The organism is Coleofasciculus sp. B1-GNL1-01 (genome assembly GCF_040220235.1).
GTDB lineage: Bacteria > Cyanobacteriota > Cyanobacteriia > Cyanobacteriales > Coleofasciculaceae > Coleofasciculus.
Genome location: NZ_JAVJTO010000168.1, coordinates 76,012 through 90,526 on the forward strand (window position 1 = coordinate 76,012; position 14,515 = coordinate 90,526).

The 14,515-nt window shown below is 45.9% G+C and carries 16 protein-coding genes, 1 tRNA gene, 1 pseudogene and 1 other annotated feature; of the genes and pseudogenes, 12 read left to right on the forward strand and 6 right to left on the reverse strand.

Translation table 11 applies throughout. The features are described 5' to 3' along the window. Positions 1 to 25 precede the first annotated feature (25 nt). Positions 26 to 1,018 (forward strand): ketol-acid reductoisomerase, encoded by a 993-nt coding sequence (gene ilvC / locus RID53_RS35880; RefSeq protein WP_446392636.1) that lies wholly within the window; start codon positions 26 to 28, stop codon positions 1,016 to 1,018. Positions 1,019 to 1,054: 36 nt separating this feature from the next. Here the strand turns inward: ilvC and RID53_RS35885 are convergent. The 3 genes and pseudogenes from RID53_RS35885 to RID53_RS35895 form a co-directional block, all read right to left on the reverse strand. After that, positions 1,055 to 1,243 (reverse strand): annotated as a pseudogene (locus tag RID53_RS35885) (DUF5615 family PIN-like protein); the annotation flags it as partial. A 169-nt stretch (positions 1,244 to 1,412) separates the two neighbouring features. Then, on the reverse strand, positions 1,413 to 2,291 hold the full coding sequence (locus RID53_RS35890; protein ID WP_446392637.1) for a PEP-CTERM sorting domain-containing protein: 879 nt from the start codon (positions 2,289 to 2,291) through the stop codon (positions 1,413 to 1,415). A gap of 522 nt (positions 2,292 to 2,813) precedes the next feature. Then, positions 2,814 to 3,029: a hypothetical protein gene (locus tag RID53_RS35895; RefSeq protein ID WP_446392638.1), complete on the reverse strand. Its 216-nt coding sequence runs from the start codon at positions 3,027 to 3,029 to the stop codon at positions 2,814 to 2,816. A gap of 294 nt (positions 3,030 to 3,323) precedes the next feature. Here RID53_RS35895 and rplS point away from each other — a divergent pair, with 294 nt between their 5' ends. From rplS to RID53_RS35945, 10 genes are all read left to right on the forward strand, one after another. After that, the gene (rplS, locus tag RID53_RS35900) at positions 3,324 to 3,686 is read left to right on the forward strand and encodes a 50S ribosomal protein L19 (protein ID WP_446349423.1); all 363 of its coding nucleotides are present in this window, start codon (positions 3,324 to 3,326) and stop codon (positions 3,684 to 3,686) included. Between the two features lie 92 nt (positions 3,687 to 3,778). Continuing rightward, a tRNA-Trp gene (locus tag RID53_RS35905) sits at positions 3,779 to 3,851 on the forward strand. A gap of 154 nt (positions 3,852 to 4,005) precedes the next feature. Continuing rightward, positions 4,006 to 4,236 (forward strand): preprotein translocase subunit SecE, encoded by a 231-nt coding sequence (secE, locus tag RID53_RS35910; RefSeq protein WP_446369257.1) that lies wholly within the window; start codon positions 4,006 to 4,008, stop codon positions 4,234 to 4,236. Next, positions 4,233 to 4,850: a transcription termination/antitermination protein NusG gene (gene nusG / locus RID53_RS35915; protein WP_446392639.1), complete on the forward strand. Its 618-nt coding sequence runs from the start codon at positions 4,233 to 4,235 to the stop codon at positions 4,848 to 4,850. Before secE ends, nusG begins: the two co-directional genes overlap by 4 nt. A gap of 2 nt (positions 4,851 to 4,852) precedes the next feature. Next, positions 4,853 to 5,278 carry a 50S ribosomal protein L11 gene (gene rplK, locus RID53_RS35920; RefSeq protein ID WP_446392640.1) on the forward strand — a complete coding sequence of 142 codons (426 nt, stop codon included), beginning with the start codon at positions 4,853 to 4,855 and terminating at the stop codon, positions 5,276 to 5,278. Between the two features lie 105 nt (positions 5,279 to 5,383). Next, positions 5,384 to 6,100 carry a 50S ribosomal protein L1 gene (rplA, locus tag RID53_RS35925; protein ID WP_446392641.1) on the forward strand — a complete coding sequence of 239 codons (717 nt, stop codon included), beginning with the start codon at positions 5,384 to 5,386 and terminating at the stop codon, positions 6,098 to 6,100. A gap of 32 nt (positions 6,101 to 6,132) precedes the next feature. Continuing rightward, positions 6,133 to 6,294, forward strand: a sequence feature (ribosomal protein L10 leader region). A 54-nt stretch (positions 6,295 to 6,348) separates the two neighbouring features. Further along, positions 6,349 to 6,915: a 50S ribosomal protein L10 gene (gene rplJ / locus RID53_RS35930; protein WP_446392642.1), complete on the forward strand. Its 567-nt coding sequence runs from the start codon at positions 6,349 to 6,351 to the stop codon at positions 6,913 to 6,915. A gap of 82 nt (positions 6,916 to 6,997) precedes the next feature. Beyond that, positions 6,998 to 7,402 carry a 50S ribosomal protein L7/L12 gene (gene rplL / locus RID53_RS35935; protein WP_446392643.1) on the forward strand — a complete coding sequence of 135 codons (405 nt, stop codon included), beginning with the start codon at positions 6,998 to 7,000 and terminating at the stop codon, positions 7,400 to 7,402. A 621-nt stretch (positions 7,403 to 8,023) separates the two neighbouring features. After that, the gene (locus RID53_RS35940) at positions 8,024 to 8,554 is read left to right on the forward strand and encodes an outer membrane beta-barrel protein (RefSeq protein ID WP_446392644.1); all 531 of its coding nucleotides are present in this window, start codon (positions 8,024 to 8,026) and stop codon (positions 8,552 to 8,554) included. A 578-nt stretch (positions 8,555 to 9,132) separates the two neighbouring features. Continuing rightward, a complete protein-coding gene (locus tag RID53_RS35945) occupies positions 9,133 to 12,360 on the forward strand; it encodes a sensor histidine kinase (RefSeq protein ID WP_446392645.1) in 3,228 nt (1,075 codons plus the stop codon). A gap of 50 nt (positions 12,361 to 12,410) precedes the next feature. On the opposite strand, the gene RID53_RS35950 is transcribed toward RID53_RS35945, so the two are convergent. From RID53_RS35950 to RID53_RS35960, 3 genes are all read right to left on the reverse strand, one after another. After that, a complete protein-coding gene (locus tag RID53_RS35950; RefSeq protein WP_006101268.1) occupies positions 12,411 to 12,692 on the reverse strand; it encodes an HNH endonuclease in 282 nt (93 codons plus the stop codon). Positions 12,693 to 12,843: 151 nt separating this feature from the next. Next, positions 12,844 to 13,335 (reverse strand): acyl-CoA thioesterase, encoded by a 492-nt coding sequence (locus RID53_RS35955; RefSeq protein WP_446392646.1) that lies wholly within the window; start codon positions 13,333 to 13,335, stop codon positions 12,844 to 12,846. A gap of 112 nt (positions 13,336 to 13,447) precedes the next feature. Further along, entirely contained in the window at positions 13,448 to 13,624 is a 177-nt protein-coding gene (locus RID53_RS35960; protein ID WP_446392647.1) for a DUF2442 domain-containing protein, read from the reverse strand. Between the two features lie 17 nt (positions 13,625 to 13,641). Between RID53_RS35960 and RID53_RS35965 the strand changes: the two genes are divergently transcribed. Beyond that, complete coding sequence (locus RID53_RS35965; RefSeq protein WP_446392648.1) at positions 13,642 to 14,430, forward strand: DUF4058 family protein; 789 nt, start codon at positions 13,642 to 13,644, stop codon at positions 14,428 to 14,430. Positions 14,431 to 14,515 lie beyond the last annotated feature (85 nt).

Below are 14,515 nucleotides of genomic sequence, written 5' to 3' on the forward strand. Positions count from 1 at the left end.
TGCTTGTAGCAAGGGAGATGCTTCTATGACCCGGATGTATTACGATGCAGATGCTAACTTAGACCTACTCACTGATAAAACAATTGCAATTATCGGTTATGGGTCTCAAGGTCACGCCCACGCCCTGAATCTCAAAGAGAGTGGCATTAAGGTGATTGTGGGTCTGTATCCGGGCAGCAAGTCGGTGGCGAAAGCGGAGTCAGCCGGATTAACGGTTCATTCGGTTGCTGACGCGGCGAAAGCGGCGGATGTGATTATGATTTTGCTACCGGATGAGGTGCAGAAAACGGTATACACCGAAGAAATTGCCCCGCATCTGAAAGAAGGGAATATCCTTGCCTTTGCCCATGGGTTTAATATTCACTTTGGTCAAGTCGTTCCCCCACCTGATGTAGATGTAATCATGGTGGCACCCAAAGGACCAGGGCATTTAGTGCGACGGACTTACGAACAAGGAGAAGGTGTTCCTTGCCTCTTTGCCGTGTATCAGGATGCCACAGGTCAAGCTCGCGATCGCGCTATGGCGTATGCTAAAGGAATTGGTGGGACTCGTGCGGGTATTTTAGAAACCAGCTTCCGGGAAGAAACGGAAACCGATTTATTTGGTGAACAAGCCGTGTTATGTGGGGGGTTGAGTGCTTTAATTAAAGCCGGATTTGAAACCTTAGTCGCAGCGGGTTATCAGCCAGAGTTGGCGTATTTTGAGTGTCTCCACGAAGTCAAGTTGATTGTGGATTTGATTGTGGAAGGCGGACTCGCTAATATGCGCGATAGTATCTCTAATACTGCTGAATATGGCGATTATACCCGTGGATCTCGCATCGTTAATGACCAAACCCGCGCCGAGATGCGGAAAATCCTGCAAGAAATTCAGTCGGGTCAATTTGCTCGTGAGTTTGTGTTAGAAAATCAGTCAGGCAAACCCGGATTTACAGCCATGCGACGTCAGGAAGCTGAACATCCTGTAGAGGAAGTGGGTAAAGATTTACGGGCAATGTTTAGCTGGTTGAAGAAGTAGTTATTGGTCATTTGTCATTGGTCATTTGTCCTTTGTTAATACTTCCGTTAAGCGATCATTGATTATCTCATAACGTTTATTACCCAGTCTAAATAAAATTACGCTGGGTAATGTTTCCTCACTCACTGCCAACAAATAACCAAAATCTAAATCAACAGTTAAAAGAATTGTCCAACGCCCAAGAGCTTTTACGAGAATTTCATCATCAGTTAATCGTTCCAAACCAGGGTAAGCTCATCTAATTTAGTATAAATTGTACTTGACAAAAGTCAGGGTTATTGTATACGAAAAGGAGAGCGATCGCGCATCCCAGAAGGGGCTATTCTTTAGGTGTTGAGGCATCCAGTCCCCTGTTCTGAATTCCCCGTCAGTTTAACTGTTTCTATCGTAACGATTACTCGCTTTTCTTTTGCTTTCTAGAATGCTCTCGCTTAAGCAGACCTCCAATGCCTAGGGCTGTTGCTGAACCAAGGATTGTGAGAGGTTCAGGAACTGGTACAACGTTGTGCAATCCAACAGCATAGACTATATCAGCGTCAAGTTTATCAGTCGCGTATTCAGAGCCTAAAGGACTCGTTAGGATATCGTATCCTCCGCTATCTCCCGGAGACAAAAGATTCCCCTCGCCGCTTGGATCATCCACCAAATCCACACCAGTTACGGCTTCTGAGTTAAAAAGATTGCCAATGGAGATCGCGCTAATTAAATCCCCTGATTCTAAGCCAAAGTCATCAAGATTGAACGCTGTGCCGAAAACCAAGTGATTGGGATCAAAGCTATCCGCAAACTCATAACGTCTTGTCCGGAATTCGCTTTCACCATATTTAAGTACCGACACGCTAAATCCTTCTGGTGCGCCTGAATTGCCTGACTCATAGATGACGAAATCATCCCCAGCCAAATTGGGTAATAACAGATTGTCCCAAGTTAGTTTAATTGTTGCACGATCCTGATTGGGGACAATAAGACTACCATTACTATCCGGAAAAGGGACTATGGACGAGTAGGCGGGATTAGGATTATATCCCAGTAATTGACCAACACTTTGACTGGGATCAAATTTTGTCAAACCTTGACCAAAAGGAGTGATAAACGCCGCCTCCTCCATAGAACCTTGAACAATCTCAGCCGTCGAAACTGAATTTGCTTGATTCCAGGAGAAGCCCCCTACCGTAAAGGTAGCTGCTTCAGCGGAATTGGAGGTTGATAGCTCTAAAACCGTTAACGCGGTGAGGGCTAAACCTAACCTGTACAAATGCTTTTCATTTGTCATTTTTCATTCCTCATTTGTCAAGAGTCATTCGGTGGATTCACGTCTTGGGTAGACTCTTGGAGTATCGCATCTAAAGCTTAAGCTTTGGTTAAATTAAGATATTAAACTCTGGAGTTGATAGTAATTAACTCCATTTTTACAAAAATTTTCCCTAATATTAACCTTTTAATCCCGATACAGAAAGTAAGATATATGGAGATTGACTAGGGACAGGTTATGAATAGATTTACTGGCTACTCGCATCAATTACAACGGCATATTCGTCATCATACTATTCACTGGGTTTCTGACCAATACGGTCAACAACACAATGACAATCATCAACACCAAAATTTTAAGTGCAATCACCAACTTCTAGAAAATTATACCCAAAGCTCAAATGGTAAAACCCTTCTAATCTAAGGCATTCAGCCCTCCCCATAACGGGAATAATACAAGAGTGTATCCCGCTTAACACTTATCCCTGGATGAGGACTAAGTTGAGAGCTTACTCTGTTCCATTTCTCCCCTCTCCCTAGCTGGTTACCACCTCTGTTCTAATTGCTCAACTTCCTTTTCTGTGCGTTCATTTGGGTTTGTGGGATTCCAGTCGGGAAATAGCCCAATTAAGAATTGATTGATGCTGGTGCGGGTGTTGCGGCTAGCATCATCTAGTGGTGCAGGTAGGACGCGATCGCCTAGCGTGATAAACAGCAAAGCTAGGATCAACAGGGGTCCTAGAAGATTTTTGAAACGCATAGCTCTACTCCCAGTCGCATAAATGAATTGTGCTTACTGCTAGTTTTCCCCTAGGTCAAGATAAAACCAGCATTTTTTAATCATTCTTTACATTATTAATTAAAACCAGGTTCCCTTGAGCCAAGCTAAGGGTCAAGTCAGCTTCCTCTGCTCCCTCTGCTCCCCTTGCTTCCCCTGCTTTTAGCGCTTAAGTTGACACCAATGCGATCAAACCCGCCCCTACACATTTCCCAAATCTAGACGCCGGATCAGATAGTGCGCTATGATTATAGGCTGTGATTTTTTTACAAAACCATGAATGCTCAAGAGGTTATTCGCTCCATAGAAGCCGAACAGCTTAAATCAGATTTACCGACAGTCCATGTTGGTGACACCGTTAGAGTCGGTGTCCGTATTCGCGAAGGGAACAAGGAACGGGTTCAGCCCTACGAAGGTACCGTGATTGCCATGCGTAACGGTGGCATCAACCAAACGATTACCGTGCGGCGTATCTTCCAAGGGGTTGGTGTAGAACGGGTTTTTCTGCTCCATTCCCCCCGAATTGCCAGTATTAAAATCGTGCGACGAGGTAAGGTGCGTCGGGCGAAGCTCTTTTATTTGCGAGAGCGTGTGGGTAAAGCGACTCGGGTTAAGCAGCGCTTTGACCGGGGGATTTAGATTTTTTTGGATATTGGCTTGGTATTCATGCCCTCATTGCGTTACACTAAGTAAAGCAAAGGGGATAAATTCACCTCTACCAGCCAACCCAAGCGCTCTTAGTTCAGTTGGTAGAACGCAGGTCTCCAAAACCTGATGTCGGGGGTTCAAGTCCTCCAGGGCGCGTTCTGAATCTATAAAATATTAAAAGGCTGGGGGAGCATCAGCGGTTCTACCCAGATCTTGCCAACTTCACGGATGAGTGAAGCAGGTTAATATGAGTTATGAACGCTGGGTTGAACAGCTCTGATAATTCAGTAGAAGGGGGAAGTCAACTATTGTGGCAAAGAAAACTAAAACGGAAACAGAGTCTCAGCAAAAAGCCTCTGGGTTTAATGTTGTAACGTTCCTTCAAGAAACCAAAGAGGAACTCAGTAAAGTCGTATGGCCCTCTCGGCAGCAACTGATTAGCGAATCGGCTGCCGTGTTATTGATGGTCGTTCTATCAGCCACCCTAATTTATTTAGTGGATGGCTTATTCTTGTGGGCATCACAACAGGTATTTGGATGAGTTTTGCAGCAAACGAATCATACGATCGCGATCCACAGCTCCAAGAAGCCCCATCTGCCCGTTGGTATGCGGTTCAGGTGGCATCCGGCTGTGAGAAGCGGGTAAAAACAAATCTAGAACAGCGAGTGCAAACCCTAGATGTCGCTGACCGCATCTTGAGAGTTCAGATTCCCCAAACACCGACGGTAAAAATCCGTAAGGATGGGTCTCGCCAGCACTCTGAAGAAAAGGTCTTCCCTGGCTACGTCTTGGTAGAAATGGTCATGGATGATGAAAGCTGGCAGGTTGTCAAAAACACGCCCAATGTGATTAATTTTGTAGGGGCAGAACAGAAACGTCGCTATGGACGAGGGCGAGGTCACGTTAAACCGGTACCCTTGAGTCCAGGAGAAGTCGAACGGATCTTCAAGCACGCCGAAGAACAAGAGCCAGTGATTAAAGTTGACATGGCTGTTGGTGACAAAATCATCGTGCTATCGGGTCCGTTTAAAGACTTTGAAGGCGAAGTGATTGAAGTTAGCCCCGAACGCAGTAAGCTTAAGGCGTTACTCTCCATTTTTGGGCGAGATACGCCAGTGGAACTAGAATTCAATCAGGTGGAAAAAACAGGCTAAGAATGGCAAAAAAAATCGTTGCAGTTATTAAGTTGGCGCTCCCAGCCGGGAAAGCCAACCCTGCTCCCCCAGTCGGACCAGCTCTCGGTCAACATGGGGTGAATATTATGGCGTTTTGTAAAGAATACAACGCCAAGACCGCCGATCAAGCGGGAATGGTTATCCCCGTGGAAATCTCGGTGTTTGAGGATCGTAGTTTTACCTTTATCCTCAAAACCCCGCCCGCATCCGTGCTGATTAAGAAAGCAATCGGAATTGAAAAAGGGGCAAGTGAACCCAACCGCCAAAAGGTTGGCACGATTACAAAGGCGCAACTCCAAGAAATCGCCCAGACAAAAATGCCTGACCTCAATGCTAATGATATTGAAGCAGCCATGAAAATCGTCGAAGGGACTGCCCGGAATATGGGTGTTGCGATCGCAGAATAGTCCCTGGGTTGAGGTTTAAGTGACATCAACCCGAAATTGCAGACCGTTGTTAACCCAATTTGGGGGAGAGGCGAGACGCTTCGTTAGTCACCCCAGGAGAGATAAATGGCCAGAAAACTATCACGTCGATTACAGGAACTACACAGCAAGGTTGAAGAGCGACCTTACGAACCCATAGAAGCCCTGAACCTTTTAAAAGAAACTGCGACGGCAAAATTTCCCGAATCCGCCGAAGCCCATATCCGCTTGGGAATTGATCCCAAATACACGGATCAGCAACTGCGGACAACGGTATCCCTACCCAAAGGAACGGGTCAAGTGGTGCGAGTCGCGGTGATTGCTAAAGGTGAAAAAGTCACCGAAGCCACGAATGCTGGGGCAGATATTGCCGGATCTGAAGAATTAATTGGCGAAATCCAAAATGGGATGATGGATTTTGACCGTCTGATTGCCACACCCGACATGATGCCTCAAGTGGCGAAGTTAGGACGCCTCCTCGGACCCAGGGGCTTGATGCCCTCCCCGAAAGGCGGTACGGTTACCTTCGACCTAACCCAGGCGATCGAAGAATTCAAAGCAGGTAAACTGGAATTTCGTGCCGATCGCACAGGCATCGTTCATGTTATGTTTGGTAAGGCTTCCTTTTCTGCCGAAGACTTATTGGTGAACCTCAAGTCTTTGCAGGAAACGATTGACCGAAATCGTCCCTCAGGTGCGAAAGGTCGCTTTTGGCGCACTATATTTGTTAGCGCCACCATGGGACCCTCGATTGAAGTCGATATCCCTAGCTTACGGGACATGAAAACAGCTTCCGCTGCGTAATCTGAACCGTTATTGTTGCAGTCTACAATCCAATAATTGATTGGCTTGTACCAAAGACAGCAGGTGTTCATCACTTAATATCCTGCCGAGGTCAACGCCTGAAGTATCCACTGTCACTTTACATCTAAACCAAAGTACAGGTATTAAAGATACTCAGCGTAACCCCGGCATGTCCGGGGTTTCGTTATGGCTGAGGGCAGGATTTTTTAACGGACAACTATGAAAGGAAACAAGGAGGTGAAACAAGAATGGGCAGAACCCTGGACAACAAAAAGGAAGTTGTCGCTGATCTCAAGGAACTCTTGAGTGATTCGCAACTCGCGATCGTCATTGACTACCAGGGACTTTCTGTGGCGCAAATTACCGATTTGCGGAATCGGCTGCGTCCCACAGGCACCGTCTGTAAGGTGACGAAAAATACCCTGATGCGGCGGGCGGTTGAGGATGATGAAAACTGGCAACCCATGACCGAATTCTTGGTCGGTTCCTCCGCCTTCATGTTAGTCAAAGACGACGTAGGCGGTGCAATTCGGGCATATCAGGACTTCCAGAAAGCCACCAAAAAAACCGACTTCAAGGGCGGCGTCATGCAAGGTCAAGCCCTGAGTCAAGACCAAGTTAAGGCGATTGCCGACTTGCCGTCTAAAGAAGAACTCATCGGGCAGATTGCTGGTTCGATTAATTCCATCGCCACCAAACTGGCTGTGGGTGTTAACGAAGTACCTGCATCCTTGGGTCGCAGTGTCAACGAAATTCCCGGGTCACTGGGTCGCGTGTTACAAGCGCTCGCCGCTCAGAAAGAAAGTGGTGGTTAGTACCGCTACTTGAAACGTAAAAAGCTTACCCTTCGACTACGCTCAGGGTGACACGTAAACAATCAAACAAAGGAGTTTATTCATGTCTGCTACAACCGACGAAATTTTGGAAAAGCTAAAATCCCTGACGTTACTCGAAGCGTCGGAATTAGTTAAGCAAATCGAGGACACCTTTGGCGTTAGCGCGGCTGCTCCTGCGGGTGGTATGATGATGATGCCCGGAATGGCAGCGGCTGGTGCGCCCGGTGCAGCAGCGGAAGAGGCGGAAGAGAAGACAGAATTTGATGTCATCTTAGAAGAAGTTCCCGCTGATAAGAAGATTGCTATCCTGAAAGTCGTGCGAACCATGACTGGGTTGGGACTCAAGGAAGCCAAAGATATGGTCGAGTCTGCGCCCAAGCCGATTAAAGAAGGGGTGGCAAAAGAAGCCGCTGAAGAAGCCAAGAAGCAGCTTGAAGAGTCTGGTGCTAAGGTTTCCGTGAAATAGAACTCTGTTGGGGCAAGCCATGAATTGTCCCCACAATCGATAGATTGAATTCATCCCCCGGATCAACACGAACGGGGGGTTTTTTCATTTTTGGGTTGGAAAAATTTAAATCGCTCAATCCCTTGATGAGTCAGTGTTTTTCTTCACTATTGCCCATTGCCCATTGCCTATTGCCTCTCCCCACCACAAGACTTATTCAGCAGCCCCTATATATGATGTCGGTACACAGACAGATCCCCGACTTCTTGAAGAAGTCGGGGATCTTGCTTTGCTTACAGCTTACAAACTCTCCCCTTGTCAAGGAGAGGGAATTCTCATCCGGAAAAAATAAAAAAAAATGTGACAGTTAATCAATAGTCTACTGGCTGATCACAAACTATGAAAAGCTAACTATAATTTTCCATTATTTTAATAATATTTACCTGTGTTTCTATGGGTATGGAGAAATTCAACAAAAAACGATCAAAGAGTTTTCCTGAAAAGCTTAATCCTTAAGATGTCTAAGGATTTTTCGCACATTTATCCATCAAAAAATCGATAAACCTGGAACATTGACTCGATTAAAAACGACTTGAATAGTAACAACGCAACACTACACCCTACCTATTGATGGATGTTACTATGAAACGCAACCTTAAGTCTTTTGTTACCTTTTCAACCCTAGCCGCTACCGCGATCGCGCCTGTTTTATTATCGGCTGATATGGCGTCTGCCAAGCCCACGGGAACTGATGCCAACTATATCGGTGCTGGTGTCGCCGCAGGCGTGACCAACGGTGGACAAGATAACGATGCCGCAACATTTGGCGGGAATATTCAAGGTCGTGTAACGACTTCAAAAGCGCCAGTTTCTCTGCGCGGTGCTGTTCTATTCAGCGATGATACCAGCGCCATTATGCCCATTGTTTCCTACGATGTTCCTGTCACGAACAACGCTAATGTTTATGTAGGTGCTGGCTATTCATTTATTGAAGAGGATGGACAACCAACACCATTAGGAAACAAAAATGCGCCTGTGGTAACAGTCGGTGCTGAAGCTCAATTGGGTCGCAATATTGTGGTTTATGGCGATACAAAACTCGGTATCGAAGCCTACGAAGATAGTCCAGCGTCTGCAGTTAGCATTCAAGCGGGTGCAGGTTATCGCTTCTAAACCATAACGATCTGGTGAACTAACCTAATAGAGACGTAGCATGCTACGTCTCTACACTACATATTTTTCTATACAGAAATAATATTTAACAAAAATTAATCAAGATAACCTGATCAAAAGTACGGATATCTTTACCATAAAATTACAGAAAACTTTGTTCACTAAGATACAGCGCGGTTAAACTTGAAATAGAAAAGCAGCGTAACTAAATAAACAAGTATTGAGGTAAAGATCATGACTACTGAACTCAGCCAAGTTTTATCGATGATTTTGATCGTTTCTGTTTTCTCAATTGTTCTGTCACCCGTGTTGTGCTGGATTCTTCCCAACCGCACTCCCAACAAAATCGTGTAGGAGAAGTGTTGAACCAGCTATCGGAATACTTTAACGCTACATCGACAGGCTCTCAACATCATTACGAGCAGGTACGAGCAAGCAGCGAATTCATCAGGGTCACTCTTTCATGAAACTTATAGATCTCTTAGCCCATCGTCTCCCGGTGGGTTAATGCTTTGTTGGGGGACAAGTGTATCAAAATGGCGAGACTTGTCAGAGTATAGTGGGAAGAACATTACGTTTTGGGAACCGTTCTCGGAACGCCACCGATGTATCACAAGCTCAAACAGCTCTGGCTAGCTATTACCAACCACCAAGGCGATAACCATCCGCGATCGCCTAATTCTCCTCTGCAAACTCCTATCCCCCTGTCATTCTACCCTGAGACTCAATCCCAAGCCGACAACGCAGACGAGATCCAGGACTTAAAACGGATCAATCAGCAACTGCGGCGCGAGATTGCAGAACGAGAACAGGTTGAGCAGGTATGGCGAGAGCGAGCGGCTTATTATCGAAACATTGTCGAAAATGCCAATAGCCTGATTTTACGCATCGATACTCAAGGTACAATCACCTTTTTAAACGAATTTGCCCAACAGTTTTTGGGTTACCCGGAAGCAGAAATCCGGGGACGTTCAGCGGCGGAGACGATTATCCCAGAAACCGAGACATCGGGACGGGACTTGACTACCCTGATCCAAGACATCATTCAACACCCCGATCAATACCGCTACCACGAAAACGAAAATATCCGGCGGGATGGTAGTCGCGTCTGGGTAGGGTGGACGAATAAAGCGCTCATCGATGGATCGGGACAAGTGACAGGTATTCTCTGTATTGGTCACGATATCACCGAGCGTCATTTAGCTCAAGACGCTTTGCGCTTGATGAATGAACAATTGGAACAGCGAGTTGCTGAACGCACAGTGGCGTTAACCGTAACCAATGAGCAATTGCGCCAGGAAATTACTGAACGTCAACGGGCGCAGGAAACGGAACAGCAGTTAATCGCTTCACTGCAAGCGGCGAAAGACCAGTTACAAGCGATTTTAGATGCTGTACCCGGATGTGTGTCCTGGATGGGGACAGATTTAAAGTACCAAGGCGTTAACAGTTATCTAGCTAAGACATTCGGATTATCCGCCCCAGCATTTGTAGGGAAGGAACTGGGGTTTATGAATTCCACCCCCGGATTTAAGGATTTTATTGCCCAGTTTTTTGCTAGTCCCCTCCAGGAAGCCAAGCGAGAAATTGAAACCTTGATTGGTGATAACTGTCGGTATTATTTATTAGTTGCCCAGAAATACCAACAGGGTCAAGCCGCTGTCTGTGTCAGCGTGGATATTACTGAACTCAAACGCACCGAAGAGGCGTTGCGGTTGAGTGAGGAAAAGTTTGCTAAAGCCTTTCGCTGTTGTCCCAACTCGATTACGATTAGCACCTTAGCAGATGGACGGTATATCGAGGTAAACGAAACCTTTATGCGGTATTCCGGCTATCAGCGCCAAGAGGCAGTTGGTCGCACCGCTGAGGAATTGAATATCTGGGTGCATCCTGATGATCGCGATCGCATGGTTCATAGTCTACAGCAGAACGGTACGATTACGAACCAAGAATATGAGTTTCGCACGAAATCGGGCGAGATTTTAATCGGGTTACTGTCCGCTGAAATTATCCGCTTAAAAGGTAAACCCTGCTTACTAGCCCTCACCCATGATATTACCCAGCGCAAACTCGCCGAACGGCGACTTAAAGAGAGTGAAATCCAATATCGGGCAATTTTTGAAGCCACGACGGATGGCTTAATTATTAGCGATTTAGACGGACAACTCGTGGAGGCAAATCCAGCCGCGTGTCAAATGCATGGCTATTCCTATTCAGAGTTTATCCATCTTGATCCCGAACGTTTTATTCATCCGGACTCCCATCCCATATTTTACGAGTATCTTACTGCTGTCAGACAGGGAGTTCCCTTTCAGCGCGAAGCGGTAGATTTGCGTTCTGATGGTACGCCGTTTCCCATTGAGGTACGGGGAACCGGGTTTATGTACAAAGGAAAACCCCATCTTTTAGCCGTGGTGCGGGATATTACGGAGCAAAAGCAAGCCGAAGTCCGGTTACGAGAAGCGGCTGAACGCGATCGTTTGTTGGGAGAAATTGCGGCTCGAATTCGCCGATCCTTGGATCTGAATGAAATTATGAATACGACGGTGGCAGAGGTGCGTCACTTTTTGCAAGCGGATCGGGTTCTGATTAGTTATATGGATGGGACGAGGCATGGCAAAGTTGTGGCAGAATCCGTGGCGGATAATTTTCCCTCCTGTTGGGATTTAGCCGTAGAAAATGATGAGTATCTTCAGGAATTAATTGCTTTATTTGAACATACTGATGTGCAAGTTATTAATGATACCGCTCTTTGGGCAACGTCCCCGGAACGCGCCGAATATTTGGATCAATTTCAAGTGAGAGCCGCGTTAGCGGTGGCAATTGTCGTGGATGAGCAAATGTATGGCTTATTAGTGGCGCATCAATGCACAAGTCCGCGTCAGTGGCAACCCGTGGAAGTGGATTTACTGCGCCGTCTGGCGACGCAAGTGGCAATTGCGATTAAGCAGGGACGATTATACCAACAGCTTAGCGAACTGAATACGAACTTAGAGCATCAAGTCGAAGAAAGAACGGCACAATTGCAGCAAAAAATGCAGGAACTACAAGAACTGAATCAACTCAAGGATGTGTTCTTACATGCGGTATCCCATGATTTACGAACACCAGTGATGGGGATGTTAATGGTGCTGAAGAATGTACTTAATAGTTATTCGTTGACTGAGAACCAAGAATCCAGACCAAATGACCAAGGACATCAGACAATTTCAGTCTCGCGTTCTATTGTCGAGCGGATGATTCAAAGTAGCGATCGCCAACTTAATTTAATTAATTCGTTATTGGAAATTCACGCCGCTGAATCTTATGGGATTCCCTGTGAGTGCGAACCATTGCAATTGAGTCAACTGATTCAAGAGAGTCTGACGGAGTTACAACCGTTATTGGTGAAAAATCAAGTAACGTTGACCAATCAAGTTCCCGATGATTTACCCTTAGTGAGTGCTGACGCCAAGCAATTATGGCGAGTGTTTGACAATATAATCACTAATGCAATGAAACATAACCCGCCCGGAATTCACCTAACCCTGAGTGCGACGGTGGTGGAGGATACTGTTGAAGCAGAGAAAGTGCGCTGTGCGATCGCGGATAATGGGGTAGGGATAGAACAAGAGCAGTGCGATCGCCTTTTTGATCTCTACTATCGCGGCGCTTCTTCTCGCAGTTTAAGTGGTATTGGCTTAGGATTGTATCTGTGTCGGCAAATTATTAAAGCACACGGCGGCGAAATTGGCGTGATTAGTTCTCCAGGAGAGGGAACAACATTTTGGTTTACTTTACTCACATCTTGTACCAGTCAAAGGTAAGAACTATTGTAGAGACGCGCCATGGCGCGTCTCTACCAAATGATGCGTCTCTAGAAATTTTGACGATGCACTCGTACCCGTTTAGAAGGATTTTGCTTCTGCACCCAGATTAAGAACTTCTGCATTTGAGGTTCATTTTTTAGCTTATCCAAAGAATTGAGTTCTTGGGATAAGTGGGTGTTGTCAAACAGAGAATGGATCTGCCGATGACAAGCTGAACAAATCATGGCGGTGGGAATTGTCTCGGCTTTTTTCTTCTTTGCCTTCTGTCGAGGAATTAGGTGATGAATCGTTAAACGCTCAACATCTCGTTCACATAATTGACAAATCATTGTTAGTGGTAAGCTGTCACGCATTTAAATTGGGTATTAGTAGCGAGCAAGATGCAAAGCCTGCGGCATGGATTCGCTTAACGCACTACAAGGATTGCGTCATTATTGACATTAAGGTTTAAATGCCGAACAGCTTAAGCTATTACAGACATTAAAGGGAAAGCTTTACAAGTGCATCTTTGACGGCTGACGGCAATTGTCGCAGAATCTTGCCTTTCTCCCGGTCAACAGCCACTAACGTCACCCGACCGGTTACATAGAGTTCTTTTGTATCGGGCGATTGAATCTGGTAATCCCAATAGATGCGAACACCGTCCATATCCGTCATCCGGGTTTTGACAATCGCGGTTTGACCCATGCGAAGCGGACGGTGATAACGCACAGAGAGGTCAACCACGGGTAATTCACAACCCATCGCCACTAAATCAGCATACTCGATGCCAATTGACCGCAAGCATTCTACCCGTGCTTCTTCCATCCAGGTTATATAATTACCATGCCAAACCACACCTGCATAATCGCTGTGGTGAGGATGCGCCCGCACCGGATATTCAAACCAGTGTTCAGTTGTGGCGGTTAAAGAATGACTTTGGATGGCGCTGGTGGGTGGAAGTTGAGCCGAAGATTGAGAATTGTCAGACATATTGCCACACTAAGCGAGAACGTAACTGTTTCACTACCTAGATAACACAGGAGTACCCGTAAACTGCAAGCGGGAATAACCGACACATTTAAATTGGATTTAGAACAATCGCTTAGTTTTTGAACTCGACATCTAGTGTTTCCCAGTGTAGACCTTCACCGGATGGTATCAATTCAACTTGTGCCAAGTCATCTGGTGAGGCGTCCGCTAACCCTTGAACTAACTCTGGGGTAAACAAAAAACTGGCTCCATTTTGAAATCGCAGTAAGCTAGAGGAATATTGGGGCATGATTTAGGCAAAAAATAATGCACAATCCCTTCCCAGGAATGAACCCCTACTTGGAGTTGCTAGACCTATGGCATCAAGTCCATAATCGACTTATTGTCGCGATCGCAGATGCAATCACCCCTCAAATCGTCCCTAAATATCGGGTGGCGATTGAGGAACGCATCTATACCAGCATCGATGACTCGTTACTCGTCGGAATTGCTGATGTGGCGGTTTCCCGTCGAGACTCTACCCGTACTGGTGCAACGGTAACGGCTACTCGTTTAGCTAAACCCACTCCAGTTAAAGTCCCTGTTCCGGAACAGGTTACTGAACGATTTTTAGAGGTTCGATCAATCCAAACAGGTGCGGTTGTCTCTGTAATAGAGATACTTTCTCCCAAAAATAAATCTGCCAAGGATGGTCGAGAGGCGTATCAAAACAAACGCCAGAAAATTTTGGCATCGAAAACCAGTTTTGTTGAAATTTATCTGCTCAGAAACGGTAAAACCATGCCAATTATTGGGGAGACTAAGACTGATTACCGTATCTTGGTTAGTCGAGGATATTGCCGACCGAATGCCGATTTATATAGCTTTGATTTAAAAGAACCGATTCCAGCGTTTCCTGTTCCCTTACGCCCAGATGATCCTGAACCTATAGTAGACCTACAACAGTTACTGAATCAGATTTATGAGCGGGCTAGATTTGACCTAGCGATTGATTATTCGCAATCCGTAAAACCCGCCCTTGCACCTGAAAACGCAATCTCCCGCATTTCTCACAAGTTTTGCTATCTGAGTCGTCGAAACCTTTACCTGGAGTAGGTTTCGAGCATTTTTGACCGACACTGAATTTTGACAGAGTGTTGAAAGCCTTATTCTACGGTTAATCCAGGGTGTATGAGCCTTT